We start from the raw sequence: 24307 nt of genomic DNA on the forward strand, positions 1-24307 counted from the left end.
CGTGGGTGCTATAGGATAGTAGCACAGTCATGAACCGCCGCCTCTTCCTCGCCGCCGCGCTCGCGGTCCCCGCCATCCCTGCGCTTGCGCAGACCGCGAAGCCGCCGATGCGCACCCGCTGGAACGTGATCGGCTCGGAGGGCTATGACGCGATCGCGTTCCTCGGCCCGCTGTCCGGCCGCGATCTCTATCGCCGCTATTACGCCGCAGAGGCCGACGCCTTCACGCCCAAGCTGCCGGCCGAAATCCGCGCCGACATCCCCAGGCTCGCCGACGAATCCGACAAGTCGACCTTCGGCCTGCTCTGGCCGGTGCTCGCCAACATCCTGAGCGGGGCAGGGGTCACCACGCTCGATTCGGTCATCGCGTCGCTGTCCGATCTCGACGGCAAGGTAAGCCCCGCCTTCGACAAGAATCCCAGCCGCGAGGATTCCGATTTCGTCTGGCTCAAGGCCAACGCCCCGCGTCTGCTCCGCGTCTTCACCGCGATGCGCGACGCCGGCTTCGCCGCCTTCCGCCGCGACAAGCTCGGCGCGCAGTTCGATGCCCGCATCGCCGAGGTGTCGCGCGCGCTCGCCAGCTACGACGTGGTGCGCTGGCAGGAGAAGCTCACTGGCCGCACCTTCGATCCCGTGATCAACGTCGTGCTGCTCGCCTTCTCCAAGCCGCACGGTGCCAAGATGCAGGACCAGACCTTCCTTCAGGCCGCCGACTACGACACCGCGACCACCGTCCGCATCGCCGCGCACGAGATGCTGCACCCGCCCTTCCCGATGGACGGCCCCGCGGCGAAGGCGGCGCTGGCGGTGCTCGCGAAGGATCCGCTGATCCCGCGCATCGTCCGCGAGCATGATCCCAAATGGGGCTACACCACGCTCGACGGCATGCTCAACGAGGATATGTGCGAGGCGCTCGACCAGCTGATCAGCGAGGCGCTCGGCGTCGCGCGCAACCCTGCCGACCGCTGGCGGCAGGCCGATGACGGCATCCATGTCCTCGCCGCCGCGCTCTACGGCCTGCTCCGCCAGGACAAATGGGTCGAGACCGGCGGCGACATCGAGCAATGGATCGCCAGGGCCGCGGCCACTAGCCGGCTCGGGCCGCAGAGCCTTCACGCCGCCGCCGCGCGCGTGCTCGAACGCCCGGTTGATCGCCTCTGGCCGCTTAGTTAGTGGCGGCACCAGCCCGCTCTCCGCTTGCCTGAAAGGCATTCGCGCCCCATATCAACGTAGCGCCAGCGCCACAGCGTGTGGCTTTTTCGCCAGGACTCGCCCGGCGGGGCTACCCTGTCGTGCGCAGGCGCGCTATTCTAGCTGTCCGAAACTGTAACAGGAGATACCTCCATACGTCCTCCCATGTCCCGGCGCGGGTTCGCGCCCCCGGTGCCCACCGGCCCGCGCTTCAATGAATTCATCCAGTCGCCCAAGGTCCGCGTGATCGACCATGAGGGCGAGAATCTGGGCGTGATGTACACGCGCGAGGCGATGGAACAGGCGCAGGAGCTCGGCCTCGACCTGGTCGAGGTGTCGCCCAACGCCGATCCGCCCGTCGCCAAGTTCCTCGATGTCGGCAAGTACAAGTACGAGGCCCAGAAAAAGGCCAACCTCGCGCGCAAGTCGCAGAAGACGCAGGAGATCAAGGAGATCAAGATGCGTCCGAACATCGACGATCACGACTATGATACGAAGATGAAGGCGGTCCACAAGTTCATCGGCGAGGGCGACAAGGTGAAGATCACCCTGCGCTTCCGCGGCCGCGAACTGTCGCACGGCCAGCTCGGCATGGCGCTGCTCCAGCGCGTCCAGGCGGACACCGCCGAGGACGCCAAGGTCGAGAGCTATCCGCGCATGGAAGGCCGCCAGATGCTGATGGTGCTGGCGCCGAAGTGAACTGATGTGCGGCTGCGCTAGTCGCAGCCGCCATCGCTCCCACAGTCATTGCTGGTCGCCGGTGAACTGGCAGGATGCGTGTAGTGCTCCTCGCCTTCGCGCGCTTTGATCCGTGCGGCATAGAGCGCGACGAAGGTGGTGAGCAGCGAAACGCCGACCGCGATCAGCGCAATCCACACCGCGCTCATGCCGGCGGCTCCCACAGCTCGATCGCATTGCCCTCGGGATCGTGGATTCGCGCGAACTTGCCCGTCTCGGGCGTGTCCCATTCGTCCTTGGTGATGATCGCGATCCCCGCAGCGTTGAGCTGCTCGAGCAACCCCTCCAGGTCGCGGACGCGCAGGTTGATCATGAACGCCTTGTCCGCGGCGAAATAGTCGGTGTCGGCCTTGAACGGCGCGAACACCATCGGCCCGCCCTGCACCTGCCAGAACCACTCGTCGGGCTCGCCCTCGCCATCGGCATTGCATCCGGCGCCGACGCCCAGATGCTCGCGATACCAGCTGTTCAGCGCATCGGGATCCTTCGCCCGGAAGAACAGCCCGCCCATACCGAGTACGCCCATCGCCTGTCTCCTTGCCGGTCCGCGCGAGCGTAACAGGATCAGGCGGCGGTGGCGAATTCCCCCAGGCCGGTGGCGGCGTCGAGCATCCGCCGCTCGAGCGACTTCAGGCGCAGCACCGCGGTGATCTTGTCGCCGGTCAGGTCGGTCACATAGAAGGTGTCGACCGCGCGCTCGCCATAGGTCGCGACATGCGCCGAGTGGATCGTCACCTTCGACTGGAACAGGGCGTAGGCGAGGTGGTGGAGCAAAGCCGGCCGGTCGCGGGCATTCACCTCGATCACGGTGAAGCGGTTCGAGGCCTTGTTGTCGATCAGCACCGCGGGCTCGATCGCGAAGGCGTCGGCGCGCAGCCGCGGCAGCGGCTTGGCGGCGAGCCGCTCGGTCAGCTTGGCGCGGTTGGCCAGCGCCTCGGCGATCCCCGTCTCGATCCGCGCGAGCTGGCCGGGATCGTCGAACGGGCGGCCGAGCGGGTCCTGCACCAGGAAATTGTCGATCGCCATGCCGTCGCGCGTGGTGTGGATGCGCGCGTCGATGATGTTGCCGCCCGCGGCATGGATCGCGCCAGCGATACGGTAGAACAGGCCGGCATGGTCGGCGGCATAGACCGTCACCAGCGTCGCGCCGCGATCGGGATAGACCGTCGCCTCGACCGACAGCTGCGCCTCGCCCGCGCGCTCGATGAAGCGTGCATTGCGCTCGATCACGTCCTCGGGCTCGGCGACCCAATAGGGGTCGGGCAGCCGCTTGATCAGCGCGCTGACGTCGCGTCCCATCGCCGCGGCGAGCGCCTCCTGCTTGGCGGTGATCCGCTCACTCCGCCCGCGCTGCTTGTGGCCGAGCCGCAGCACCTCCTCGGCGCTGTCGTAGAGATTGGTGAGCAGCTGGCGCTTCCACCCGTTCCACACGCCCGGCCCCACCGCGCGGATGTCGACGATGGTGAGCACGAGCAGCATCATCAGCCGCTGCGGCGACTGCACCACCTCGGCGAAGTCGAGGATCGTCTTGAAGTCGGAAAGGTCGCGCTTGAACGCGGTCGCGGACATCAGCAGGTGCCAACGCACCAGCCACGCCGCCGTCTCGGTCTCGGCCGGCGTCAGGCCGAACCGCGGGCCCAGCCGCTGCGCGACCTCGGCGCCGAGCACGCTATGGTCGCCGCCGCGGCCCTTGGCGATGTCGTGCAGCAGCACCGCGACGTACAGCGCCCGGCGCGAGGCGATCTGGTCGAGGATGCCACTCGCCAGCGGATGATCCTCGCGCTTCTCGCCCTTCTCGATGCTGGCGAGCAGCCCGATCGCGCGGATCGAATGCTCGTCCACCGTGTAGTGGTGGTACATGTCGAACTGCATCTGCGCGACGACGCGGCCGAAGTCGGGCACGAAGCGGCCGAACACCCCCGCCTCGTTCATCCAGCGCAGCACCGTCTCGGGATCGCGCGGGGACGTCAGCACCTCCATGAACAGCGCATTGGCGCGCGGATCGTTGCGCTTGTCGTCGATCAGCTTGGCGTCGCGCGCCGCCGCGCGCATCGTCAGCGGATGTACTTCGAGCGCGTGCAGGTCGGCGAGCTGGAACACCTCGAGCAACCGCACCGGCTCCTCGGCGAAGAAGCTGTCGCGCGGCAGCGCGAGGCGCCCGCGATCGAGCACGAAGCCCTTGAGCTTGGCCGGCGAGCGGCGGATGCGCGGCAGCCCGAAGCGGCTCCCGCGCGCCGCGAACTTCTCGTCGAGATGCGCGAGGAACACGCCGGTCAGGTCGCCGACCATCTTCGCCTGCAGGAAGTAGAAGTGCATGAAGCGCTCGACCTTCGACTTGCCCGGCCGGTCGGCGTAGCGCATGCGCTCCGCGATCTCGCGCTGGAAGTCGAAGGTCAGCCGGTCCTCGGTGCGCCCGGCGAGGTTGTGCAGGTGGCAGCGCACCGCCCACAGGAAATTCTCGGCTCTGCGGAACTGGCGGTATTCGAGCTTGGTCAGCAGCCCCGCGCCGACCAGCTCGGCCGGCTCGCGCACGCCATAGGTGTATTTGCCGATCCAGAACAGCGTGTGCAGGTCGCGCAGCCCGCCCTTGCCCTCCTTGAGGTTGGGTTCGACGACATAGCGGCTGTCGCCCATCTTGCGATGGCGCTCGTTCCGCTCGTCCAGCTTCTGCGCGATGAAGGCGCGGGCAGTGCCGTTCTGCACCTCGTTGCGGAAGCGGGCGGCCGCCTCGTCGTAGAGCGCGGTATCGCCCCACACATAGCGCCCTTCGAGCAGCGCGGTGCGGATCGTCACGTCGTTCTTCGCCTCGCGCACCATCTCGTCGAGCGAGCGCGACGAATGGCCGACCTTCAGCCCCATGTCCCACAACGAATAGAGCATCGATTCGATGACCTGCTCGCTCCAGCTGGTCTGTTTCCACGGCGTGATGAAGGCGATGTCGACATCGCTGAACGGCGCCATCTCGCCGCGGCCATAGCCGCCCACCGCGACCAGCGTCATGCGCTCGGCCGCGCTCGGGTTGCTGTTGGGATAGAGGCGGCTGGTGGTGAAGTCCCACAGCACGCGCAGCAGCTGGTCCATCAGGAACGCGCCGCTCGCCGCGCTCTCGTGCCCGCGCGCGGGATGTTCGGTCAGCCGGTTCGCGATCTCCGCGCGGCCCGCCTCCAGCGCGGTCTTGAGCCGCAGCGCCGCGGCCTGGCGCAGCCGCATCGTGTCGGGCGCATCGAGCGTGGCCAGCTCGTCCGCCAGCGCGCGGCGATCGACGATCGCGCGGCGGTTGGGAACGGAGTCGAAGCGCGCGGACATGGGGGGCAGATAGGGGAAGCGTCGCCCGGGCGCTAGGATGGTTTCAGCTGCTCCCGATCCTCCCCTGCCTCGCAGGGAGGTGGCAGCGCGCAGCGCTGACGGAGGGGCGGCCGCGCAGACGGCCGAATGGCGCCGCTGGATACTGCCCTCTGCGGCCACGGCTTGCTCCGCAAGCCGGCTCCGCTGCTGCGATGTGCCGCCGGCACATCGCTGTTCGCAGCTACGCCCCCTCCACCACCGCCTCCCCTGAGCAAGCTCAGGGGAGGAGTAAGCTCAATCCGCCTTCCGCGCCACGCCGACCAGCGCCGGGCGCAGCAGCCGGTCGCGAATCATGTAGCCCGACTGGATTTCCTGCACGATCGTGCCCGGCGCGGCGTCGGCGCTCGGCACTTCCATCATCGCCTGGTGGCGATTGGGGTCGAGCGCCTCGCCCAGCGCCGATACCTTGGAGATGCCGTGCCGCGCGAACACCGAATCCAGCTCGCGGCCGGTGGCTTCGAGCCCGGCGACCAGCCCCTTCATCTTCTCGTCCCCGCGCAGATCCTCGGGAATCGCGGAGAGCGCCCGCGACAGATTGTCCGCCACCGACAGGATGTCGCGCGCGAAGCTGGTCGCGGCATAGGCGCGCGCGTCCTCGGCTTCCTTCTGCGCGCGGCGCAGCAGGTTCTGCGCCTCGGCGCGGGCATAGAGGGTGGCGTTCTGGGCCTCTTCCAACTGCGCCTCGAGCTGCGCGACGCGGTCGTGGTCGGCGACTTCGGGGGCCTCGGCGGCGGTTTCCTGGCGAAGGTCTTCGGTCGCCTCGGTCTTGTCTTCTTCGGTCATAGTCCCTGTTTTCTAATCGGTTCAGGCCAATAGCTTGGCCAATGTCGCGGCGGTGAAATCCACCATGGGCACGACGCGGGCATAGTTCAACCGTGTCGGTCCGATGACACCCACCACGCCGACCACGCGGCCGTCCAGCGATCGCACCGGTTTCGCGATCACCGATGACCCCGACAGCGCGAACAATTTGTTCTCCGATCCGATGAAGATGCGCGTCGCCTCGCCCTCGCGCGCGCTGTCGAGCAGCCGCGCGATCTCCTCCTTGCCCTCGAGCTCGTCGAGCAGCTGGCTCACCCGGTCGAGGTCGTCGGCGGCCGCCGCGTCGAGCAGCCGCGCCTGGCCGCGCACGATCAGCACCGGCCGGTCGCCGCCATCCTGCGACCATATCGCGAGCCCCCGCTCGACCAGCGCCCGCGCCGCATCGTCGAGCGCCGCCCGCTCGGCGCGCAGCTCGCGCTCGACCCGCGCTCGCGCCTCGCTCAAGGTCAACCCGCCGAGCGTCGCGGTCAGATAGTTCGCCGCCTGCTCCAGCGCCGCGGCCGGCATGCCGGGCGGCAGCTCGACCACGCGGTTCTCGACCGACCCGTCCTCGCCGACCAGCACCGCGAGCGCGCGATCCTGTCCCAGCGGTACGAAGCCGAACTGGCGCAGCACGCGCTCCGCCTTGGGCACCAGCACCATCCCCGCGCACGCCGACAGCCCCGAGAGTGCCAACGTCGTATTCGCCAGCGCCTCCTCCACCGGCCCGCCGGTGCCCGCGCGCGCCTCGATCGCGGCGCGTTCTTCCGCCGAGGGCTCGGACGCGCGCATCATCCCGTCGACGAACAGCCTGAGGCCCGACTCGGTCGGCATCCTTCCTGCGCTGGTGTGCGGCGCGGCGAGCAGCCCGAACTCCTCCAGATCCTGCATCACGTTGCGGATCGAGGCCGGCGAGAGGTTGAGTCCCGCCACGCGCGAGATCGTCCGCGACCCCACCGGCTGCCCCGCCTCCAGATAGGATTCCACCACCACGCGAAAAATGTCGCGCGCGCGATCGGTCAGCTCGGTGATCGGCGGGGTGGTCACAGATCAGTCATGTAGCGCCCCTGCGCGCACGCTCAAGGCCGCGCGCCGATCAGCGGCGCCAGCGCGGGGATCAGGTCGGGCGCATTGCCAATCGCATCGGCCATCGCCTGGTTCGCCGCGCGGTCGCAGCCGAAATAATAATAGAGCGTCGTGGTACTCTCCGCGCGCCAGCGTATCTCGGTGCTCGGCATGTCGGTCGCCGCCTGCTCGCATCCCGGCTCGCCATGCGCATAGCGGCGCGTCGTCCCGCGTGCCGGCCGGTAGGGCGCGAGCGCTGCCGCGAACGCGTCATACTGCGCCGGCGTCAGCTCGAAGCTGCGCTCGCCGGTGACGGTGGTGAAGTTCTTGCCGGTGAAGCTCCCGCGCCCGTCCGGCGCGACGGTGAAGCTGTATACTGGGCACGATCCGAAGCACGGCCCCGCCTCATAGGTGATCGCCTCGCGCGACGTTGGTGCCGGCGCCGATGCGGGCGCCGCTCCCGGCGCCGCCCCGCCGCTCTCGGGGATGATCCCGCGGCACCCCGCCACCGCGAGCCCGAGCAACATGATCGCTACCAACCGTCTCATCGCGCACTCCCGATGGATCGCGTGCAAAGACTGGCGCGTTCCGCTCGCGCCGTCTAGGTGCCGCACCTGACAGCCACAGGAGATTTCACCTATGCGCCCAAGCGGCCGCGCCCCCGATCAGATGCGCGCGATTTCGATCGAGCCCAATTTCACCATCCATGCCGAGGGTTCGGTGCTGATCGCGTTCGGCAACACCAAGGTGCTGGTCACCGCCAGCGTCGAGGAGCGCGTGCCGCCCTTCCTGCGCGGCAAGGGGCAGGGCTGGGTCACCGCCGAATACGGCATGCTCCCGCGCGCCACGCACACCCGCGGCAGCCGCGAGGCGGCGAAGGGCAAGCAGTCGGGCCGCACCCAGGAGATCCAGCGGCTGATCGGCCGATCCTTGCGCGCGGTCACCGATCTCACCACGCTCGGCGAGCGCCAGATCACCCTCGACTGCGACGTGATCCAGGCCGATGGCGGCACCCGCACCGCGGCGATCTCGGGCGCCTGGGTCGCGCTGCGCCTCGCGGTCGACAAATTGCTCCAGTCGGGCGCGCTCGAGAGCGATCCGATCCGCCAGCAGGTCGCCGCCGTCAGCTGCGGCATCTACCAGGGCACGCCCGTCCTCGACCTCGACTATGACGAGGACAGCGCGGCCGACGCCGACGCGAACTTCGTCCTCCTCTCCGACGGCAAGATCGCCGAGGCGCAGGCGACGGCCGAGGGCGCCTGCTATGACGAGGAGGGGCTGCTCCGCCTGCTCCGCCTCGCGCGCATCGGCTGCAACGACATCTTCGCCGCCCAGTTGAAGGCGGTCGGCCGGTGAGCGGGGAGGGCAGGGAGCCGCAGGCGATCCGCAAGCTCGCCCCGGGCAGGCTCGTCATCGCCAGCCACAACGAGGGCAAGGTGCGCGAGATCCGCGAGCTGCTCGCCCCCTATGGCGTCGAGCCGGTCAGCGCCGCATCGCTCGACCTGCCCGAGCCCGACGAGACCGGCACCACCTTCGTCGCCAATGCCGAATTGAAGGCGCTGCAGGCCGCCGATCTCTCGGGCCTCCCGGCGCTCGCCGACGATTCGGGCCTGTGCATCGAGGTGCTGGGCGGCGAGCCCGGCATCTTCTCGGCGCGCTGGGCCGGGCCGGCCAAGGATTTCGGCCTGGCGATGGAGCTGGTCGAGAGGAACATCGCCGGCAAGGCGGTCGAGGGCGAGCCCGCGCCGCCGCGCGACGCGCATTTCGTCTGCGCGCTCGCGCTCGCCTGGCCCGACGGCCATGTCGAATGGTTCGAGGGGCGGGTCGACGGCACGCTCGTCTGGCCGCCGCGCGGCGCCAACGGCTTCGGCTACGACCCGATGTTCCTGCCCAACGGCCACGCCGAGACCTTCGGCGAGATGGACCCCGCGGCCAAGCACGCGATGAGCCACCGCGCGGATGCCTTCCGCCAGCTGGTGGCGGCCGTCTTCTGAATTCGAAAGGTCGTCGGCATCCACCTCTCAATTCCTCCCCCTCCGGGGGGAGGAATTGACTCACATCGGTTCCGTCCGCTCGTTCAGGCCGCTTCCAGCGTGCGCTCGGCCGCGAGGAAGTCGGTCAGCCGGTCGGCATTGGGCTCGATGCCGTTCTTCTGCAGGATCACGCCGATATTGCCGCGATGATAGGTGCCGTGCATCGCGACGTGCAGCAGCATGTCGCCGCGCGACATCCGTCCCGGCGCGCCGTTCGAGTAAGTGAAGTCGACGATCTCGTCGCGTCCGGCCGGGCCTAACAGATCGGCGTAGGAGACGTACCAGTCGGCGGTGACGATCGCTTTGCGCGCCAGCGTCTCGAACTCGGGCAGTTCGAACGAGCGCGCGGCGCGGCGGCCATGCGCGCGTCCCTCCAGATTGTCGCCGAAGATCTCGTCGACCGTCTGGATATGGTCGAGCAGCCGCCGGATCAGCACCAGGTCGGGATCGCCGATCCGGCGCAGATTGGCCGCGATCGCCTCGGTCAGGCCGTTGGTCGCCCAGCGTTTGTAGCGCATCAGCGTGTCGTACGGATAGGCCGGCATCGTCGTCCTCTCTGGTCCGGGATTGCGTGCCGGAAATTTGCGAGCTATCGCTCACATTGTCTACTCGCATTGCCCGGATCGGATCGCCATGGCCCGCGCCATTCCCATGACTCCACGCAAAATCGCGTCGCAGCAGCGCTCGCAGGCGACGGTCGAGGCGCTGCTCGACGCGACTGCTCGCATTCTGGTGCGCGATGGCTATGACCGTGCCAGCACCAACCGCATCGCCGCCGTGGCGGGGGTCAGCGTCGGCTCGCTCTACCAATATTTCCCCAACAAGGAATCGATCGTGGCGGCGCTGATCGCGCGGCACACACGCGCGATGCTCGATCTGCTCAAGGACGCGCTGGCGGCGGTCGCTTCGCTCGATCTCGAGCCGGCGATGCGCGAGCTGATCGCCGCGATGGTCGACGCGCACCGCGTCGATCCCGCGCTGCACCGCATCTTCGACGAGCAGATCCCGCGCATGGGCCAGCTCGACGAGATCGAGGCGATCAACCGCGAGGTGTTCGCGCTGGTCCGCGCCTATCTCGACGCGCGCCGCGACGAGATCGCGGTGACCGACCTCGACACCGCGACCTTCATCTGCGTGACCACGGTCGAGACGCTCACGCACGAGGCGGTGCTGCGCCACCCCGACATGATCGAGCCGGCGGGACTGGTCGAGGAAGTCACGCGGCTGGTGGTCGGCTATCTGCGGCCGGTGACCGGCATCTCGCGGACCGTGCCGGCGTCCTGAGCCTTGCGGTCGGCCGCGCGCGGTGCGGTCCAGGCCGTGCAACTCGGCGGTCCCCCGCGCGTCTATCCGGAGGCCCCTGCTGGAGGACGCGATGCACGAACTGGTCGCCGAACGAGTCGGCACGCTGGCGCAGGCAATCCGCGCGAAGGATCTCGATGCGTTGATGGCGCATTATGCGCCGGAGGTGATCGTGTTCGATCTCCGCCCGCCGCTGCGGGTCGAGGGCGCTGCCGCCTATCGCCGGAATTTCGAAGCGTGGTTCGAGGGAGTCGAGGGCGAAATCGCATTCGATGTCGAGCATCTGCGCGTCGAGGGCGCTGGCGACGCCGCCTTCTGCCACTATGTCGCCCATGTCCGTTTTGCCGCGCGCGCGGGCGCCGCGATCGACTATCGGGTGCGCGTGACCGCGGGATGGCGCGAGACCGGTGGGCATTGGCGGATCGTGCACGAGCATATCTCGGTCACGCTGGCGCCGGAGTTGATGCGCGAGGCGCTCGCTCAGCGCGGCGCGTGAGATCGCCCTACGGTAGCGCCCGCTGGCCCCACACATTGCCGGCGGGCGAATAGCGGCACACCAGATAGTCGTCGCGCTGATTGCTCGCGAGCGCGCAGCCGATGCGCGTCGTCGTGCTCCACACGATCTGGCTGTAATGCCCGGCATCGACGAAGCGGCCCGTCCGGCTGACATTGGGGATCGGCGCGTTCACGAAGACGCGGCGCTCGTCGATCCAGTGCCGCGCCATCTCCTCATAGCGATAGGCGCCGCGCGTGCCGGTCCACAGGTTCTCGCCTTGCGCCGTGGGGCCGCCCGGCTGTTTCGAATGCTCGAACACGCCGCGCCGGGCGAGATCGCGGGCATAGCGCTCGGCATCGCGCGCCAGGCCCTCGTCCCATGCCAGTGGCGGCATCCGCACTGCGGCTCGCGCGTCGTTGTGCAGGTCCAGCATGGCGTCGCGCAGCCGGTCATCGCCGCGCGGCGCATTCGCCTCGAACCGGCGCGGCTCGATCACGCGATCGGGTGCCTCCTGCGGCGGCGAGCAGGCGGCGAGAAGGAGCAAGGGCAGCAACAGCATCTTTCGCAAGCCTCCCAACAAGCGCATAGCGCCGCCGCGATGAACGCTTCCCAACCGCCAGATACCCCGGCACTCGCGCTCTACGTCCATTGGCCGTTCTGCGTGTCCAAATGCCCATATTGCGACTTCAACAGCCATGTCCGCGACGTGGTGGACCAGGATGCGTGGCGCAAGGCGCTGCTCGCCGATCTCGCGCATGAGGCGGCGTTGCTGCCCGGGCGGCAGCTCGGCTCGATCTTCTTCGGCGGCGGCACCCCCTCGCTGATGCCGCCCGAGACGGTGGCGGCGGTGATCGAGGCGGCAACCGCGGCCTGGGCGCCGGCCGGCGATCTCGAGGTCACGCTCGAAGCCAACCCCTCCTCGGTCGAGGCGGCGCGCTTCGCCGATCTGGCCGTCGCCGGGGTCAACCGCGTCTCGCTCGGGCTCCAGGCGCTCGACGACGATGCCCTGCGCTTCCTCGGCCGCGCGCACGGCGTCGACGAGGGGCTGGCGGCGCTCGCCACCGCGCAGCGGCATTTCGGCCGGGTGAGCTTCGACCTGATCTACGCCCGCCCCGGCCAGGGCGTCGCTTCATGGGAGGCCGAGCTCGCCCGCGCGCTCAGCTTCGGCACCGAGCATCTCTCGCTCTACCAGCTCACGATCGAGCCCGGCACGCGCTTCGCCACGCTCGCGGCGAAGGGCGAGCTCGCCATTCCCGACGAGGACGAAGCCGCCGACCTGTGGGACGTGACCCAGTCGCTCACTCAGGCCGCGGGGCTGCCGCGCTACGAAGTCTCGAACCACGCCCACCCGGGCGCGGAGAGCCGCCACAACCTCGCTTACTGGCGCTACACCGATTATGCGGGGGTCGGTCCGGGCGCGCATGGCCGCCGCGGCGGCCTCGCGACGCTGCGCCACAAGAAGCCCGAGAACTGGCTCGCCGCGGTCGCCCGCAACGGCAACGGGCTGCAGGAGGAGACCGCGCTTTCCGGCACGGAAGCGGCAATGGAACGGCTCGTCATGGGCCTGCGTCTGACCGAGGGCGTCGATTTGCGCGACATTCCGGAGGGCGCCCTGGACATGGCCAAAGTCGCAAACCCCAACTTCGACCGCTACTTGTTCCGTTCGGCCGATCGCCTCGCCGCGACCGACGCCGGCATGCCGGTCCTCGAAGCCCTGCTCCGCGAGATCGTCCGCGGCTAGGCGCTGGGCCTCAAGTTACTGAAAGCAGAACGGAAATCCCCCGCGCTTGCAATGTTGGAATTCGTTTGCTGGCATGGTTGAGCCGGGACGCCGGCACGCTCTTTGACAAAATGCCAACGCGGAACAATGTCCACACGCGCCGCATACCGGCCCGATTCCACTTTTCAGCGCCCGCCGAACCCCTGCGGCGCCGGGGACACCGTGACGGTCGTGCCGCCGCGGATCTCCTGCACCTCGAGCGCGCGGTCGGCGATGCCGTCGCGGCCGAAGCGGAAGGCGCCGTCGAGCCCCGCGAACCCGTCGCGGTCGCTCAGGCGGTCCGCCGGGAACGCGTCCCCCGGCCGCCAGTCGCGCGCGATGCGGACGGTGAGCAGCACCGAATCATAGCCCAAAGTCGAGAGCCGGTAGGGCGCCGCGCCGAAGCGGGCGCGGTATTTGGCGGCATATTGGCGGTAATAGGTGTCGGAAACGCTGGCGAACCACGCGCCGTTGAGCGCGGTGATGCCGCCCACCGCCGAATCGCTGTTCCACAGCTCGGTACCGAGCACGCGCGCGCTGGGGCTCGCGCGGCGGATGCCGGGGACCGCGGCGACCGCGCCGCTCGCGCTGTCGGCGATCAGCACCGCCTGGAAGGGCGAGCGGGCGAGGCGGGCGATCGCCTGGTTCACCGCGCCGCGGTTATAGGTCTCGAGCGAGGTGACCTTGCCGCCCGCACCCTCGACGGCGCGCAGGAACGCGGTCGAGGCGCGCTCGCCATAGAGGCCGGTCGGCATCAGCCCGGCGAATTCGGTGACGCCGCTGCGCCGGGCATGGTCGACCACGCGCTCGATCGACTGGGCCGGGGCATAGCCCATCAGATAGGTGCCGTTGCCCGCGACGCTGGTGTCGTTGGAGAAGCTGATCACCGGCACCCCCCCGCGGCGCGCGATCGGCGCGACGGCACGCGCATCCTCGGCGAGCAGCGGCCCCAGGATCAGCTTGTTGCCGTCGGCCAGCGCGCGCTGCGCGGCGGCGGCGGCGCCGGTCGCGGTGTCATAGGTGGTGATGCGAACATCCTCGGCCTTGGTGTCGAGGATCGCGAGCTGGGTCGCATTGGAAAGGCTGCGGCCGACCCCGGCATTGGTGCCCGACAGCGGCACCAGCAGCGCGACGCGATGGCGCGCGGTGTCCTCCTCGGGAAGGCCCGGGCGGACCGGGCCCGGGGCGGGGCGCACCGGCGCGGGTTCGGGGCGAGTAGGGGCAGGGGGAGGGCCCGACGGACGGACGCAGGCTGAGACGGCAAGGGCCCCTGCAATGACGATCCCCCGGAGCAGCGAGGCGAAGCCCCGTTGCGGTTTCACTGCTGCCTCTGCCATGACGCTCCCCAATGACACTCGTTCTTGCCCCCGGCCTCTACATCGTCGCGACGCCGATCGGCAATCTCGGCGACCTTTCCCCGCGTGCCGCTGAAATACTCCTGAACGCGGATATTGTTGCAGTCGAAGACTCGCGTGTGACGGCGGGCCTGTTCCGCCACCTCGGCGCCAAGCGCCCGATGACCCCCTATCACGACCATAATGCCGAAGCGGTGCGCCCCGGCCTGGTGGCGCGGATGGCATCAGAAGCGGTGGCGCTTGTGTCCGACGCCGGCACCCCGCTGATCTCCGACCCGGGCTTCAAGCTGGTGCGCGACGCCCGCGCCGCGGGCCATCCGGTGACCACGATCCCCGGCCCTTGTGCGGGAATCGCGGCGCTGACGCTCGCCGGGCTGCCGACCGACCGCTTCCTGTTCATGGGCTTCCTCCCCTCGAAGCAGCAGGCCCGCGCCGAGACGATCGCCGAGGTCGCCGCGATCCGCGCGACGCTCGTCTTCTACGAATCGGGCCCGCGCCTCTCGGCCGCCCTGACGGCGCTGGCCGAGGGGCTGGGCGATCGCGAGGCTGCGGTAGCGCGCGAGATCACCAAGAAGTTCGAGGAATGCGTCACCGGCAGTCTCACCGAACTCGCCGCCCGCTATGCCGACGTCCCTCCCAAGGGCGAGATCGTCGTCGTCGTCGCCCCGCCGGGCGAAGCTCCGCTCGCCAGCGCCGAGGATGCCGACGCCGCGCTGGCCGAGGCGCTGACTCGGCTCCCCGTCTCCAAGGCCGCGGGCGAGGTGGCCAAGCGCTTCGGTCTCGACCGCAAGGCGCTCTACGCCCGGGCGATGGAGCTCAAAGGGTGAGGGCCAAGAATCCTGATGCACGCCGTGTCGCCGAGCAGTCCGGTCGCGATGGCGAGACTCGAGCGGCCTGGTACCTCAGGCTGCGCGGCTGGCGCATCCTCGACCGCCGCGTGCGCACGCCCGCGGGCGAGGTCGACCTGGTCGCGAAGCGCGGCAAGCTGATCGCCTTCGTCGAGGTCAAGGCGCGCAAGACCGCGGCCGAGCTCGACTTCGCGATCGACGAACGGCGGTTGGCCCGGGTTGCCGCGGCCGCCGAATATCTGATGCCGCGCTACGCCACGAACGGCGAGGATATCCGCGTCGACGTGCTGCTGCTCGCCCCCGGCATGCGGCCGCGCTACATCGAGAATGCCTGGATCGGGTGACAAGTCGCCTCCGCGTCCCTACCTGCCTGCGAAATCAATGGAGGAACGCTTGGCCCTGATCGTCGCCGTGCAGATGGACCCGCTCGATGCGATCAACATCGCGGGCGACTCGACCTTCGCGCTGATGCTCTCGGCGCAGGCCCGCGGGCACAAGCTGTTCCACTATGCGCCCGAAGCGCTGAACTATGCCGACGGCCGCGTCTGGACCACCGCGCATCCGGTGACGGTGCAGCGTGTCGCGGGCAATCATTTCAGCTTCGGCGATCCGGTGAAGCTCGACCTCGGCGACGAGGCCGACGTCGTCCTGATGCGCCAGGATCCGCCCTTCGACCTCGGCTACATCACCGCCACCCACCTGCTCGAGCGGATCGCCGACAAGACGCTGGTGGTCAACGATCCCGCCAGCGTGCGCAACGCGCCGGAGAAGGTGTGGGTGCTCGATTTCGCGCGCTTCATGCCGCCGACATTGGTGACGCGCAGCCTCGACGAGGCGCGGGCGTTCCTCGCGAAGCATGGCGAGATCGTGGTCAAGCCGCTCCACGGAAACGGCGGCAAGGCGATCTTCAAGATCGGCCGTGACGGCGCCAACCTGTCCTCGCTGATCGAGCTGTTCAACACCGCCTATCGTGAGCCGCACATGATCCAGGTCTTCCTCCCCGACGTGGCCAAGGGCGACAAGCGCATCGTGCTCGTCGACGGCGAGGTCGCGGGCGCGGTCAACCGCGTCCCGGGCGAGGGCGAGATCCGCTCCAACCTCGCGGTCGGCGGGGTTGCGGCGAAGACCGAGCTGACCGCGAGGGAGGCGGAAATCTGCGCTGCGCTGGGGCCCGAGCTCAAGGCGCGCGGGCTGATCTTCGTCGGCATCGACGTGATCGGCGGCGAGTGGCTGACCGAGATCAACGTGACCTCGCCCACCGGCATCGTCGCGATCGACAAGTTCAACGACACCGATACCGCCGGCATGATCTGGGACGCGATCGAGGCCCGTGTTGCCGCGCGCGGCTGATCTTTTGCGCGCCTCGCGGGTTCATCATCGCCAGTGACCGAGTTCATCCTCAACCTCATCGCCTGGGGCGGCTATCTCGGCATCTTCATCCTGATGACCCTGGAGAATGTATTCCCGCCGATCCCGTCCGAGGTGATCATGGGGCTTGGGGGCATGGCGGTCGCGCGCGGCGACATGAACATGACTCCGCTGCTGATCTGGGGCACGCTCGGCACCACGTTCGGCAACATGTTCTGGTACGCGGTCGGGCGCTGGATCGGCTACCAGCGGCTCAAGCCCTTCGTCGATCGTTACGGGCGCTGGCTGACGCTGCGCTGGGAGGATGTGGAGTGGCTCAACCGCTTCTTCCACAGCCATGGCGGCTGGGTGGTGTTCGTGTTCCGCTTCATGCCCACCTTCCGCACCATGATCTCGCTGCCTGCCGGAATGGCCAAGATGGGGCTGCCGCGCTTCCTGCTCGCGACCTTTGCCGGCAGCGCGATCTGGAACGCGGTGCTCGCCTGTGCCGGGCTGCTGCTGGGGTCGCGGTTCGAGCAGTTGCAGGACTATGTCGGCCCGGTCGCGATCGCGTTCACCGTGATCGCGCTGGCATATTATCTGTGGCGCGTCGTCACCTGGAAGGAACGCCCTAGCCCCTGAAGCTGTCCTTGGCCGCTCGGCGCGCGGCGAGCTGCGCGACGCTCGCCGCGCGCATGAAGGGGTTGGTCGCGCGCTCGAGCGCGATCGTGGTGGGCACCGTCGGCAGCCCCTGCGCCCGCATCCGGTCGACCTCGGCCATGCGCTCGGCCAGAGCCGCGTTGTCCGGCTCCACGACGAGCGCATAGCGGCCGTTCGACTGGGTATATTCGTGCGCGCAATAGACCGCAGTCTCGCCGGGCAGCTGCGCGAGCCGCTGCATGTTGCCGAACATCTGCTCCGCCGTCCCTTCGAACAGCCGCCCGCAGCCCATCGCGAACAGCGTGTCGCCGACGAACACGATCTCCGCATCGGGCAGGTGATAGGCGATGTGGCCGGCGGTGTGCGCCGGCACCTCCAGCACCGTCGCCGCGTGCGCGCCGAGCATGACGGTGTCGCCCTCGGCGACCAGCCGGTCGGCGGTGGGGATGCGCGCAGCTTCGGCCGCGGGGGCGATCACGGTGCAGCCGGTCGCTTCCTTGATCGCGGCATTGCCGCCGGTGTGATCGGGATGCCAGTGGGTGTTCCAGATCGCATCGATCGTCCACCCGCGCGCCTCCGCCGCGGCGAGCACCGGCGCGGCCTCGGCGGGATCGACCACGATCGTCTCGCCCGCGGCGTCGTCATGGGCGAGCCAGATATAGTTGTCGCTGAGTGCGGGGATACGGACGACCTCGATCACGGTGTCTCTCCTAGCAGTTCGAATGCCTCGCGTGCCAGCCGCTCGGTCAGCGCCTGCGCGCCTTCGCTGGACGCGGGGCCATGATCCGCCGCCTGTCCCGCCCAGAGGGGCGAATAGTCGCCGCGCCCCTCGCGCTCCGCCTTGCGGCGCAGTTCGGCCAGCGCCGCCGACGCATAGGGAAAGCGCGGCGCGTCGGGATGGACCGGGCCGATCGAGTCGATCAGCGCATTGCGCACGCCCCGCGCCAGACCACCCGAAAACAAATTGGTGATCGCCGTTTCATCGCGCAGGCTCGCGCGATGGACGTCGCTGATCGTCGCTTCCGGCGTGAAGAGATATGCCGTCCCGAGCTGCACCGCGCCCGCGCCGAGCATCAGCGCGGCGGCGATTCCCGCAGCATCGACGATCCCGCCTGCGGCAATGACCGGTATCCCGGCAAAATCGACCTTGAGCGCGACCTGACGCGTGAGCGCGATCGTTCCGACCGGGCGGTGGCCGTCCAGAAAATAGCCGGCATGGCCGCCCGCCTCGAACCCCTGCGCGATGATCATGTCGACCTTGCCGGTCAGCCACATCGCTTCAGCCAGTGTCGTGGCGTTTCCCACCACGACTGCGCCGCTGCTCTTAACGCGATCGAGCAGCCGCGGCTCGGGCAGCCCGAAATGGAAGCTGACCACTTCGGGTCGCAAGTCCTCGACCGCCGCGCACATCACCTCGTCGAAGGGCGCGCGCAGCGGGGGCGGGGTTTCGGGCGAGCCGACGCCTTCCTTCGCGTAGAAGGGTTTCAGCAGTGCCCGCCAAGCAGCCTCGTCGGGGCGATCGCCTAGGTGATGGCAGAAGAAATTGAGGTTGAGCGGCCCCTCAGCCTCCGCACGCACCTCGGCAACCTGCGCGCGCACCTGATCGGGGGTGAGCATCGCGCAGGGCAGCGATCCCACCGCGCCGCCGCGAATTGCTGCTGCCGCCAGTGCGACACCACCCGCGCCCGCCATCGGTGCCTGCACGATCGGCGCCCGCGCCCCGGTCAGCCGGAGGAATTCCTGAACGGGCCAGCCCGCCATGATCCCTCCGGCCATGTCAGCTCACCAGCTACCGGTATTCGGCATCGACGCCCACGGCTCGGCGGGCTCGAGATGGCCGTCCTGGAGCAGTTCGACCGAGATGCCGTCGGGCGTGCGCACGAACGCCATATGGCCGTCGCGCGGCGGGCGGTTGATCGTGACGCCGGCGTCCATCAGCCGCTGGCACGTGTCGTAGATATTGTCGACGCGATAGGCGAGGTGCCCGAAATTGCGCCCACCGCCATATTCCTCGGCGGCGCTGCCGTCCGCGGGCGGCCAGTTGTAGGTCAGCTCCACCTCGGCCCGGGCGCGCTCGCCGTTCGCCTCGACATCCTCGGGGGCGGCGAGGAAGATCAGCGTGAAGCGGCCCTTCTCGCTCTCCATCCGCCGCACTTCCTTGAGGCCCATCAGCTCGAAGAAGCGGACGGTGGCGTCGGGATCGGCGACGCGGATCATCGTGTGGAGATATTTCATCGGACCCTCTTTTGCTTCGGCCCTCAGATAGGACGCGCCGCGCGAGAGTCTATTCCGCCGGGGCGAATTGTTTGAGCGCGGCGCGCGCGGCGATTCCCTGCTCGGTGCCGGGGGCGAGCTGCGCAGCCCTTTCCCACGCGGCCTTCGCGCTCGCCTCGTCGCGGCTCATCGCGGCGATGTTGCCCGCCTCGAGCTGGACCGAGGCATCGTCATCGGCACGCGCGAGCGCTTCCTTGATGTGGCGCTGGGCGAGCGGGAGGTCGCCGGTGCGGCGGGCGAGCGTCGCCGAGAGCAGCCACGTCATCGGGTCGTCCGGCGCCTTGAGTACCGCCTGCGCGAGATCGGCGCGCGCGCCGCCAAGATTGCCCGCCGCGACCAGCGCACGGGCCCGGTCGAGATGCGCCTCGCCGAGTTCGAGTCCAACGAGATTGCCCGTCGCCAGCGCGGCGTCGAGCGCGGTGCGCGCCTTGGCCGGATCGGCGGCGGCGAGCCAGGCATTGCCGGCCTGCGCCCAATATTTGGAGGCGCGGACGTCGCGCGCCGCCTCCGCCTCGCGCGCCGCGGTCTCGAACGCGCCGCCCGCGCTGATCCAGCGGCGCTGGCTGGCATAGGCCATGCCCAGGCACTGCTGGGCAAGGAAACGCCCGCCGGCGATCCTCCAGCGCTCGGCCTCGGCGATCCCGCGCGCCGGGTCGCCCACCGCAAGCTCGACGCAATTCTCCCAGCGCTGCTGCTCGGGCGCGGGCGGGCCGACGGTCGGCGGTGCCGCGGGAGGAGCAGGTGTGACGATCTGGGCGAGCAGGAACAGGATCATGAAGGGGTGCCGGTATCCGAGCCCAGAATATCCTCAAGCACGCGCAGGATCAGGGCGATGTCCTGCGGGCGCGACAAACGGTGGTCGCCGTCCTTGACCAGCATTGTCTGCACATCGTCTGAACGCAGCAGGCCGGCGAGTTTGAGGCTGTGCTCCCACGGCACGTCGGGATCGCGCTGACCGTGGATCAGGCGCGTGGGGACGCCGATTTCAATTGGTCCCCTCATCACCCGGTTGGCCTCTCCGGACTCCCAGAAGCCGCGCGTGGTGACGGTTGGTTCGGGCGCATAGATTGATGGCTCCTCCAGCCGCCCCTCATCACGCAGCACCGCCTTCTGCTCGGGGGTGAATCCCCAATCGGTGAAGTCGGGCGCCGCGGCGATACCGACCATGGCCACCACCCGCTCACGGCGCGCTAGTGCCGCGAGCAGCATGATCCAGCCGCCCATCGACGAGCCGACGAGCACGACCGGTCCTTCCACATGATCGATCACCGCCAGCGCGTCGTCGCGCCAGCTCGCCAGCGTCTGGTCCTCGAACGCACCGCCACTCTCGCCGCACCCCGCATAGTCGAAGCGCAGACAGGCCCGCCCGCTCGCGCGCGCCCAATCATCGATCGCCACCGCCTTGCTCCCGCTCATGTCCGAGGCATAGCCGGGCAGGAAGACGATGGTGGGTCCTGTGCCCGCGGTGAGATGATAGGCGAGGGCGATCCCGTCGCGGTCAATGCTCTGCATGTGCGCCTCTTAGGCGCGAACGCCGCAGGATTGAACCGTGACGGACTGAATCGCGCGCGATAGGGTCTGCAGATGGACGAGCGCCCGCTGCCCCTGTTGTTCGCCGAGCATCTCGCGCGCGACCGGCGGCGTTCGGTGCACACAGTGCGCGCCTATGAAGCGACGGCGGTGCGGCTAGTGGCGTTCCTGGGAGGACATTGGGGCGAGGCGGTGACGCGCGCCACGCTCGCACGCGTGACCACCGCGGACCTGCGCGCCTATCTCGCGCACCGCCGTAGCGACGGGCTCGCCAACGTCTCGGCCGCGCGCGAGCTGTCGGCAGTGCGCGCCTTCCTCAAGTTCACGGGCGGCGAGGGCGGTGCGGAAATCCCGCATCTGCGCGGCCCGCGCGTCAAGAAGGGCGTGCCGCGCCCGATCGCGCCCGACGAGGCGGTGGCGCTGGCCGAGGAGGTCGCCGACGACGCGCGCGAGCCATGGATCGCGTCGCGCGACCTCGCCGTGCTGCTCCTCCTCTACGGCGCGGGGCTGCGCATCGGCGAGGCGATGGGCTTGACCGGCGCGGTGCTGCCGCTGGGGGAGACGCTGCGCGTCACCGGCAAGCGCGGCAAGACGCGGATCGTGCCGCTGCTTCCGCAGGTCCGCGACGCGGTCGAGGACTATGTCCGCCGCTGCCCCCATGGCACCGCGCCCGGCGAGGCGCTGTTCCGCGGCGCGCGCGGCGGGCCGCTCTCGCCCGCGATCATCCGCCGCTCGGTGCGCGCGGCACGGGCGCGGCTGGGGCTGCCCCCGCGCACCACCCCGCACGCGCTGCGGCACAGCTTCGCGACTCACCTGCTCGGGCGCGGCGCCGATCTTCGCGCCTTGCAGGAGCTGCTCGGCCATGCGAGTCTCAGCTCGACGCAGATCTACACGGCGGTCGACGCGGCGCATTTGCTCGACGTCTATCGCAACGCTCATCCCCGGGCGTGACGTGCGGGTCACTCGGGAACCTTCGGGAAGCCCGGCCATTGCGTTTAGTTCGATCAGTGACAGGAGGTTTCGAATGATCCGACATGGCTGCGCGATCGTCGCGCTGGCGCTCGCGACCGCGGGCTGCGGCGGCACCACCACGCCCGCGGCGAACAGCGACGAACCCATCAACACCGCGCTGCCGGTGGAGAACGAGACGCTCCCGATCGAGAACGGCGCCGCGACGGCGGAGACCGCCACCGCCTCGCTCCAGAAGGCCGATGGCACCCCGGCGGGCAGCGCGATCGCGACCGTCACGCCCGAGGGTCTGAGCGTCGCCGTGTCGGTTACCGGCATCACCGCCGGGAACCATGGCGTGCACGTCCATATGACCGGCAAGTGCGAAGGCCCCAAGTTCGAGACCGCGGGCAGCCACTGGAACCCGAACAACGCCAAGCACGGCCTGGAGAATCCCGCTGGCGCGCATGCCGGCGACATGCCCAACCTGACCGTCGCCGACGATGGCACCGGCACGCTCACCTTCGTGCTCAAGTCGGGCACCATGGCGCAGTTGCTCGACGCCGATGGCTCGGCGTTCGTCGTGCACGCGGGGCAGGACGACCAGAAGACCGACCCCTCGGGCAACAGCGGCGACCGCGTCGCCTGCGGCGTGTTCGCGGCGGGCTGAGCGGCGTTCTGAGGCGGCACCAGCCCGCCCCCCACCGGTCACCCAACGCCAATATCCCATGGGTGGCCGGTGGGGAGCGGGCCGGTGCCGCTCTGCAACAAACTAAGCGCCGATCAGCGGATAGCGCATGACCGGCTCGTAGCTGGCGCCGCCCGCGCCAAGGTGGCTCTGATAGAGGGTCATCGCCTCGAGCGCGAACGGCTCGCTCGCCAGCGCGGCATGATCCGCAAGCCAGCGATCGATCGGCCCCGCCGCTCCGGACATGCGGGCGAGCGTGATATGCGGCAGATAGGCGCGCCGCTCGGGCTCGAGCCCGGCGCGCACGATCGCCTGGTCGACCTTGCGGTGGAGCGCGGCGAGCGGCTCCCGCGGCGCCACCCCGGCCCATAGCGCGTTGGGCCGCCCGCGGCTGTCGAACATGCCGCATCCCTCGAGGCGCAGCTCGAGCGGCGCGTGGCGCACCGATCCGAGCGCGGCCGCGACATCCTCGGCTTCGTGCGTCCCCACCTCGCCGATGAAGCGCAGCGTCAAATGGAGCTGGTCGTCGCCCTGCCAGCGCGCACCCGGTACGCCGCCCATGACGCCGAGCAGGCGCTCGCGAATCGCCCGGGGCGGGCGCAGCGCAACGAACAGGCGATGCATGGCGCGGCTCTTAACCGTTTATGTCGGCCCGCGCGACGCTGGTTTTCCTTGAAACTCCCGCCCGGAACCATGATATTCGGCACCATCCGGCGAGATGCGCCGGGCAAAGGAGTTTGTGATGGCTAACTGGTCTGATCCCCGGACGACCGCCGCGCCGTACGCGACGGCCGCAGGTACGCGCGATGCCGCGTACGATGCGGGGCTGCGGTCCTATATGCTTTCGGTCTACAATTACATGGCCTCGGGCGTGCTGCTCAGCGGCGTCGTCGCGCTGCTCTTCGCATGGGGCGGCCCGACCTCGATGGCCTATTCGGTGTTCGCCAATGGCGGCCCGCTCGCCTGGCTGATCATCCTCTCGCCGCTGGCCATCGTGCTGGCGATGAGCTTCGGCCAGAACAAGATGTCCACCGGCACGCTGCAGGCGCTGTTCTGGGGCTTCGCGGTCCTGATGGGCCTGTCGCTCTCGACGCTGCTGCTGCGCTATACCGGCGCCTCGGTCGCCCAGGCGTTCTTCGCCACCGCGGCCGGCTTCGCCGGCCTCAGCCTCTACGGCTACACCACGAAGCGGGACCTGTCGGGCCTCGGCAGCTTCCTGATCGTCGGCCTGATCGGCCTGATCGTGGCGAGCGTCATCAACATCTTCACCCAGTCGAGCACGCTGTCGCTGATCATCAGCTTCGCGGGCGTGCTGATCTTCGCTGGCCTCACCGCCTATGACACGCAGCGTATCAAGAGCATGTACGCCTATGTCGCGGGCACCGATATGGTGGGCAAGGTCGTGATCATGAGCGCGCTGTCGCTCTATCTCGACTTCATCAACATGTTCCAGTTCCTCCTGAGCATCATCGGCAATCGCGACTGATCGCTCCGGCAAGCACGGAAACACGAGGGCCCGGCCAGCAATGGCCGGGCCCTTTTCGTTGCGCATGCGCAAAGGAACCACGGCTTTCGCCCGCGCGTTTTTCATGCCGACGCACGGGAGTTGGATCATGAACGACGACACACCGAAGAGCGATGGCGACAAAACGGGCGTGAAGCCCGGCGACGCCGGCACTGACAGCTCGATCGAGGAGCGGCTGGAGAAGAATCCCGAAAATAAGCAGGCGCGGCTCGACCGCGCGCTCGACGAATCGATGGACGCGTCCGATCCGCCCGCGACGACGCAGCCGGTGCATTCGCACGAGCCGCCGGCTTCCTCGGGCTATGACGAGGAGAAGGAGCGGAAGATCGCTGAGGAGCGCCGCCAGAAGGCCGAAAGCGAGTAAGCCGCGCTTGCCCGTCCGGCGGGCGGTCCGGTAGGAGGC

30 protein-coding genes are annotated in these 24307 nt (G+C 69.1%); 15 read left to right on the plus strand and 15 right to left on the minus strand.

Features of this window, described 5'->3' with window-relative positions; all coding sequences use genetic code 11:
• Positions 1 to 29 precede the first annotated feature (29 nt).
• Entirely contained in the window at positions 30 to 1172 is a 1143-nt protein-coding gene (locus OK349_RS14110) for a hypothetical protein (protein ID WP_265118427.1), read from the plus strand.
• 183 nt (positions 1173 to 1355) lie between these two features.
• Positions 1356 to 1889: a translation initiation factor IF-3 gene (gene infC, locus OK349_RS14115; RefSeq protein ID WP_265118428.1), complete on the plus strand. Its 534-nt coding sequence runs from the start codon at positions 1356 to 1358 to the stop codon at positions 1887 to 1889.
• 17 nt (positions 1890 to 1906) lie between these two features.
• On the opposite strand, the gene OK349_RS14120 is transcribed toward infC, so the two are convergent.
• The 6 genes from OK349_RS14120 to OK349_RS14145 form a co-directional block, all read right to left on the minus strand.
• Positions 1907 to 2077 (minus strand): hypothetical protein, encoded by a 171-nt coding sequence (locus OK349_RS14120; protein WP_265118429.1) that lies wholly within the window; start codon positions 2075 to 2077, stop codon positions 1907 to 1909.
• Positions 2074 to 2454 (minus strand): VOC family protein, encoded by a 381-nt coding sequence (locus tag OK349_RS14125; protein ID WP_265118430.1) that lies wholly within the window; start codon positions 2452 to 2454, stop codon positions 2074 to 2076. The genes OK349_RS14120 and OK349_RS14125 overlap by 4 nt, the downstream gene beginning before the upstream one ends.
• A gap of 38 nt (positions 2455 to 2492) precedes the next feature.
• The gene (locus OK349_RS14130) at positions 2493 to 5234 is read right to left on the minus strand and encodes a [protein-PII] uridylyltransferase (protein WP_265118431.1); all 2742 of its coding nucleotides are present in this window, start codon (positions 5232 to 5234) and stop codon (positions 2493 to 2495) included.
• A gap of 273 nt (positions 5235 to 5507) precedes the next feature.
• Positions 5508 to 6056: a nucleotide exchange factor GrpE gene (gene grpE, locus OK349_RS14135; protein WP_265118432.1), complete on the minus strand. Its 549-nt coding sequence runs from the start codon at positions 6054 to 6056 to the stop codon at positions 5508 to 5510.
• Positions 6057 to 6077: 21 nt separating this feature from the next.
• Positions 6078 to 7121, minus strand: coding sequence for a heat-inducible transcriptional repressor HrcA (hrcA, locus tag OK349_RS14140; RefSeq protein WP_265118433.1), 1044 nt, complete (start codon positions 7119 to 7121; stop codon positions 6078 to 6080).
• Between the two features lie 32 nt (positions 7122 to 7153).
• Positions 7154 to 7687, minus strand: a complete 534-nt coding sequence (locus OK349_RS14145) for a DUF6438 domain-containing protein (RefSeq protein ID WP_265118434.1) — start codon at positions 7685 to 7687, stop codon at positions 7154 to 7156.
• Positions 7688 to 7778: 91 nt separating this feature from the next.
• On the opposite strand from OK349_RS14145, the gene rph reads away from it, so the two are divergent.
• Positions 7779 to 8495, plus strand: a complete 717-nt coding sequence (gene rph, locus OK349_RS14150) for a ribonuclease PH (protein ID WP_265118435.1) — start codon at positions 7779 to 7781, stop codon at positions 8493 to 8495.
• Positions 8492 to 9133, plus strand: a complete 642-nt coding sequence (rdgB, locus tag OK349_RS14155) for an RdgB/HAM1 family non-canonical purine NTP pyrophosphatase (protein ID WP_265118436.1) — start codon at positions 8492 to 8494, stop codon at positions 9131 to 9133. The genes rph and rdgB overlap by 4 nt, the downstream gene beginning before the upstream one ends.
• A gap of 83 nt (positions 9134 to 9216) precedes the next feature.
• Here rdgB and OK349_RS14160 read toward each other — a convergent pair whose 3' ends face one another.
• Entirely contained in the window at positions 9217 to 9717 is a 501-nt protein-coding gene (locus OK349_RS14160) for a DinB family protein (RefSeq protein ID WP_265118437.1), read from the minus strand.
• Positions 9718 to 9823: 106 nt separating this feature from the next.
• Between OK349_RS14160 and OK349_RS14165 the strand changes: the two genes are divergently transcribed.
• Positions 9824 to 10456, plus strand: a complete 633-nt coding sequence (locus tag OK349_RS14165; protein ID WP_265118438.1) for a TetR/AcrR family transcriptional regulator — start codon at positions 9824 to 9826, stop codon at positions 10454 to 10456.
• A gap of 91 nt (positions 10457 to 10547) precedes the next feature.
• Positions 10548 to 10970, plus strand: a complete 423-nt coding sequence (locus OK349_RS14170) for a YybH family protein (RefSeq protein ID WP_265118439.1) — start codon at positions 10548 to 10550, stop codon at positions 10968 to 10970.
• A 7-nt stretch (positions 10971 to 10977) separates the two neighbouring features.
• Here the strand turns inward: OK349_RS14170 and OK349_RS14175 are convergent, their stop codons facing one another.
• On the minus strand, positions 10978 to 11529 hold the full coding sequence (locus OK349_RS14175; RefSeq protein WP_265118440.1) for a CAP domain-containing protein: 552 nt from the start codon (positions 11527 to 11529) through the stop codon (positions 10978 to 10980).
• Between the two features lie 39 nt (positions 11530 to 11568).
• Here OK349_RS14175 and hemW point away from each other — a divergent pair, with 39 nt between their 5' ends.
• Positions 11569 to 12711 (plus strand): radical SAM family heme chaperone HemW, encoded by a 1143-nt coding sequence (gene hemW / locus OK349_RS14180; protein ID WP_265118441.1) that lies wholly within the window; start codon positions 11569 to 11571, stop codon positions 12709 to 12711.
• Positions 12712 to 12875: 164 nt separating this feature from the next.
• On the opposite strand, the gene OK349_RS14185 is transcribed toward hemW, so the two are convergent.
• Entirely contained in the window at positions 12876 to 14066 is a 1191-nt protein-coding gene (locus OK349_RS14185) for a penicillin-binding protein activator (protein WP_265118442.1), read from the minus strand.
• 11 nt (positions 14067 to 14077) lie between these two features.
• Between OK349_RS14185 and rsmI the strand changes: the two genes are divergently transcribed.
• The 4 genes from rsmI to OK349_RS14205 are packed head-to-tail and all read left to right on the plus strand — an operon-like array spanning position 14078 to position 16921.
• Complete coding sequence (gene rsmI, locus OK349_RS14190) at positions 14078 to 14911, plus strand: 16S rRNA (cytidine(1402)-2'-O)-methyltransferase (RefSeq protein WP_265118443.1); 834 nt, start codon at positions 14078 to 14080, stop codon at positions 14909 to 14911.
• Entirely contained in the window at positions 14908 to 15276 is a 369-nt protein-coding gene (locus tag OK349_RS14195) for a YraN family protein (RefSeq protein ID WP_265118444.1), read from the plus strand. The genes rsmI and OK349_RS14195 overlap by 4 nt, the downstream gene beginning before the upstream one ends.
• 49 nt (positions 15277 to 15325) lie before the next feature.
• Positions 15326 to 16282: a glutathione synthase gene (gshB, locus tag OK349_RS14200; RefSeq protein WP_265118445.1), complete on the plus strand. Its 957-nt coding sequence runs from the start codon at positions 15326 to 15328 to the stop codon at positions 16280 to 16282.
• 33 nt (positions 16283 to 16315) lie between these two features.
• Positions 16316 to 16921: a DedA family protein gene (locus tag OK349_RS14205; RefSeq protein WP_265118446.1), complete on the plus strand. Its 606-nt coding sequence runs from the start codon at positions 16316 to 16318 to the stop codon at positions 16919 to 16921.
• Here OK349_RS14205 and gloB read toward each other — a convergent pair.
• Genes gloB through OK349_RS14230 form a run of 5 tightly spaced genes read right to left on the minus strand, consistent with a single transcriptional unit; the run spans position 16911 to position 20725 of the window.
• Positions 16911 to 17639 carry a hydroxyacylglutathione hydrolase gene (gloB, locus tag OK349_RS14210; RefSeq protein ID WP_265118447.1) on the minus strand — a complete coding sequence of 243 codons (729 nt, stop codon included), beginning with the start codon at positions 17637 to 17639 and terminating at the stop codon, positions 16911 to 16913. The two genes, OK349_RS14205 and gloB, sit on opposite strands and share 11 nt — an antisense overlap.
• Positions 17636 to 18715 carry an NAD(P)H-dependent flavin oxidoreductase gene (locus tag OK349_RS14215; protein ID WP_265118448.1) on the minus strand — a complete coding sequence of 360 codons (1080 nt, stop codon included), beginning with the start codon at positions 18713 to 18715 and terminating at the stop codon, positions 17636 to 17638. Before OK349_RS14215 ends, gloB begins: the two co-directional genes overlap by 4 nt.
• Before the next feature lie 6 nt (positions 18716 to 18721).
• A complete protein-coding gene (locus tag OK349_RS14220; RefSeq protein WP_265118449.1) occupies positions 18722 to 19174 on the minus strand; it encodes a VOC family protein in 453 nt (150 codons plus the stop codon).
• A 49-nt stretch (positions 19175 to 19223) separates the two neighbouring features.
• The gene (locus OK349_RS14225; RefSeq protein WP_265118450.1) at positions 19224 to 19988 is read right to left on the minus strand and encodes a tetratricopeptide repeat protein; all 765 of its coding nucleotides are present in this window, start codon (positions 19986 to 19988) and stop codon (positions 19224 to 19226) included.
• Complete coding sequence (locus OK349_RS14230; RefSeq protein ID WP_265118451.1) at positions 19985 to 20725, minus strand: alpha/beta fold hydrolase; 741 nt, start codon at positions 20723 to 20725, stop codon at positions 19985 to 19987. Before OK349_RS14230 ends, OK349_RS14225 begins: the two co-directional genes overlap by 4 nt.
• A gap of 72 nt (positions 20726 to 20797) precedes the next feature.
• Here OK349_RS14230 and OK349_RS14235 point away from each other — a divergent pair, with 72 nt between their 5' ends.
• Together OK349_RS14235 and OK349_RS14240 are read left to right on the plus strand one after the other, a co-directional pair.
• On the plus strand, positions 20798 to 21694 hold the full coding sequence (locus tag OK349_RS14235) for a tyrosine recombinase XerC (RefSeq protein WP_265118452.1): 897 nt from the start codon (positions 20798 to 20800) through the stop codon (positions 21692 to 21694).
• Positions 21695 to 21767: 73 nt separating this feature from the next.
• The gene (locus tag OK349_RS14240) at positions 21768 to 22361 is read left to right on the plus strand and encodes a superoxide dismutase family protein (RefSeq protein WP_265118453.1); all 594 of its coding nucleotides are present in this window, start codon (positions 21768 to 21770) and stop codon (positions 22359 to 22361) included.
• Positions 22362 to 22463: 102 nt separating this feature from the next.
• Here the strand turns inward: OK349_RS14240 and thpR are convergent, their stop codons facing one another.
• On the minus strand, positions 22464 to 23003 hold the full coding sequence (gene thpR, locus OK349_RS14245) for an RNA 2',3'-cyclic phosphodiesterase (protein ID WP_265118454.1): 540 nt from the start codon (positions 23001 to 23003) through the stop codon (positions 22464 to 22466).
• A 118-nt stretch (positions 23004 to 23121) separates the two neighbouring features.
• Between thpR and OK349_RS14250 the strand changes: the two genes are divergently transcribed.
• Together OK349_RS14250 and OK349_RS14255 are read left to right on the plus strand one after the other, a co-directional pair.
• A complete protein-coding gene (locus OK349_RS14250; protein ID WP_265118455.1) occupies positions 23122 to 23865 on the plus strand; it encodes a Bax inhibitor-1/YccA family protein in 744 nt (247 codons plus the stop codon).
• A 127-nt stretch (positions 23866 to 23992) separates the two neighbouring features.
• Complete coding sequence (locus OK349_RS14255; RefSeq protein ID WP_265118456.1) at positions 23993 to 24268, plus strand: hypothetical protein; 276 nt, start codon at positions 23993 to 23995, stop codon at positions 24266 to 24268.
• The last annotated feature ends 39 nt before the right edge of the window (positions 24269 to 24307 follow it).

The organism is Sphingomonas sp. BT-65 (genome assembly GCF_026107375.2).
Classification (GTDB): Bacteria; Pseudomonadota; Alphaproteobacteria; order Sphingomonadales; family Sphingomonadaceae; genus Sphingomonas.

Excerpts from the sequence above, each read along its gene's own strand:
- OK349_RS14110 (WP_265118427.1), top strand. The coding sequence starts at position 30 with ATGAACCGCCGCCTCTTCCTCGCCGCCGCGCTCGCGGTCCCCGCCATC.
- infC (WP_265118428.1), top strand. The coding sequence starts at position 1,356 with ATGTCCCGGCGCGGGTTCGCGCCCCCGGTGCCCACCGGCCCGCGCTTC.
- OK349_RS14120 (WP_265118429.1), bottom strand. The coding sequence starts at position 2,077 with ATGAGCGCGGTGTGGATTGCGCTGATCGCGGTCGGCGTTTCGCTGCTC.
- OK349_RS14125 (WP_265118430.1), bottom strand. The coding sequence starts at position 2,454 with ATGGGCGTACTCGGTATGGGCGGGCTGTTCTTCCGGGCGAAGGATCCC.
- OK349_RS14130 (WP_265118431.1), bottom strand. The coding sequence starts at position 5,234 with ATGTCCGCGCGCTTCGACTCCGTTCCCAACCGCCGCGCGATCGTCGAT.
- grpE (WP_265118432.1), bottom strand. The coding sequence starts at position 6,056 with ATGACCGAAGAAGACAAGACCGAGGCGACCGAAGACCTTCGCCAGGAA.
- OK349_RS14145 (WP_265118434.1), bottom strand. The coding sequence starts at position 7,687 with ATGAGACGGTTGGTAGCGATCATGTTGCTCGGGCTCGCGGTGGCGGGG.
- rph (WP_265118435.1), top strand. The coding sequence starts at position 7,779 with ATGCGCCCAAGCGGCCGCGCCCCCGATCAGATGCGCGCGATTTCGATC.
- OK349_RS14160 (WP_265118437.1), bottom strand. The coding sequence starts at position 9,717 with ATGCCGGCCTATCCGTACGACACGCTGATGCGCTACAAACGCTGGGCG.
- OK349_RS14165 (WP_265118438.1), top strand. The coding sequence starts at position 9,824 with ATGACTCCACGCAAAATCGCGTCGCAGCAGCGCTCGCAGGCGACGGTC.
- OK349_RS14170 (WP_265118439.1), top strand. The coding sequence starts at position 10,548 with ATGCACGAACTGGTCGCCGAACGAGTCGGCACGCTGGCGCAGGCAATC.
- OK349_RS14175 (WP_265118440.1), bottom strand. The coding sequence starts at position 11,529 with ATGCTGTTGCTGCCCTTGCTCCTTCTCGCCGCCTGCTCGCCGCCGCAG.
- hemW (WP_265118441.1), top strand. The coding sequence starts at position 11,569 with ATGAACGCTTCCCAACCGCCAGATACCCCGGCACTCGCGCTCTACGTC.
- OK349_RS14185 (WP_265118442.1), bottom strand. The coding sequence starts at position 14,066 with ATGGCAGAGGCAGCAGTGAAACCGCAACGGGGCTTCGCCTCGCTGCTC.
- rsmI (WP_265118443.1), top strand. The coding sequence starts at position 14,078 with ATGACACTCGTTCTTGCCCCCGGCCTCTACATCGTCGCGACGCCGATC.
- OK349_RS14215 (WP_265118448.1), bottom strand. The coding sequence starts at position 18,715 with ATGGCCGGAGGGATCATGGCGGGCTGGCCCGTTCAGGAATTCCTCCGG.
- OK349_RS14220 (WP_265118449.1), bottom strand. The coding sequence starts at position 19,174 with ATGAAATATCTCCACACGATGATCCGCGTCGCCGATCCCGACGCCACC.
- OK349_RS14225 (WP_265118450.1), bottom strand. The coding sequence starts at position 19,988 with ATGATCCTGTTCCTGCTCGCCCAGATCGTCACACCTGCTCCTCCCGCG.
- OK349_RS14230 (WP_265118451.1), bottom strand. The coding sequence starts at position 20,725 with ATGCAGAGCATTGACCGCGACGGGATCGCCCTCGCCTATCATCTCACC.
- OK349_RS14235 (WP_265118452.1), top strand. The coding sequence starts at position 20,798 with ATGGACGAGCGCCCGCTGCCCCTGTTGTTCGCCGAGCATCTCGCGCGC.
- OK349_RS14240 (WP_265118453.1), top strand. The coding sequence starts at position 21,768 with ATGATCCGACATGGCTGCGCGATCGTCGCGCTGGCGCTCGCGACCGCG.
- thpR (WP_265118454.1), bottom strand. The coding sequence starts at position 23,003 with ATGCATCGCCTGTTCGTTGCGCTGCGCCCGCCCCGGGCGATTCGCGAG.
- OK349_RS14250 (WP_265118455.1), top strand. The coding sequence starts at position 23,122 with ATGGCTAACTGGTCTGATCCCCGGACGACCGCCGCGCCGTACGCGACG.
- OK349_RS14255 (WP_265118456.1), top strand. The coding sequence starts at position 23,993 with ATGAACGACGACACACCGAAGAGCGATGGCGACAAAACGGGCGTGAAG.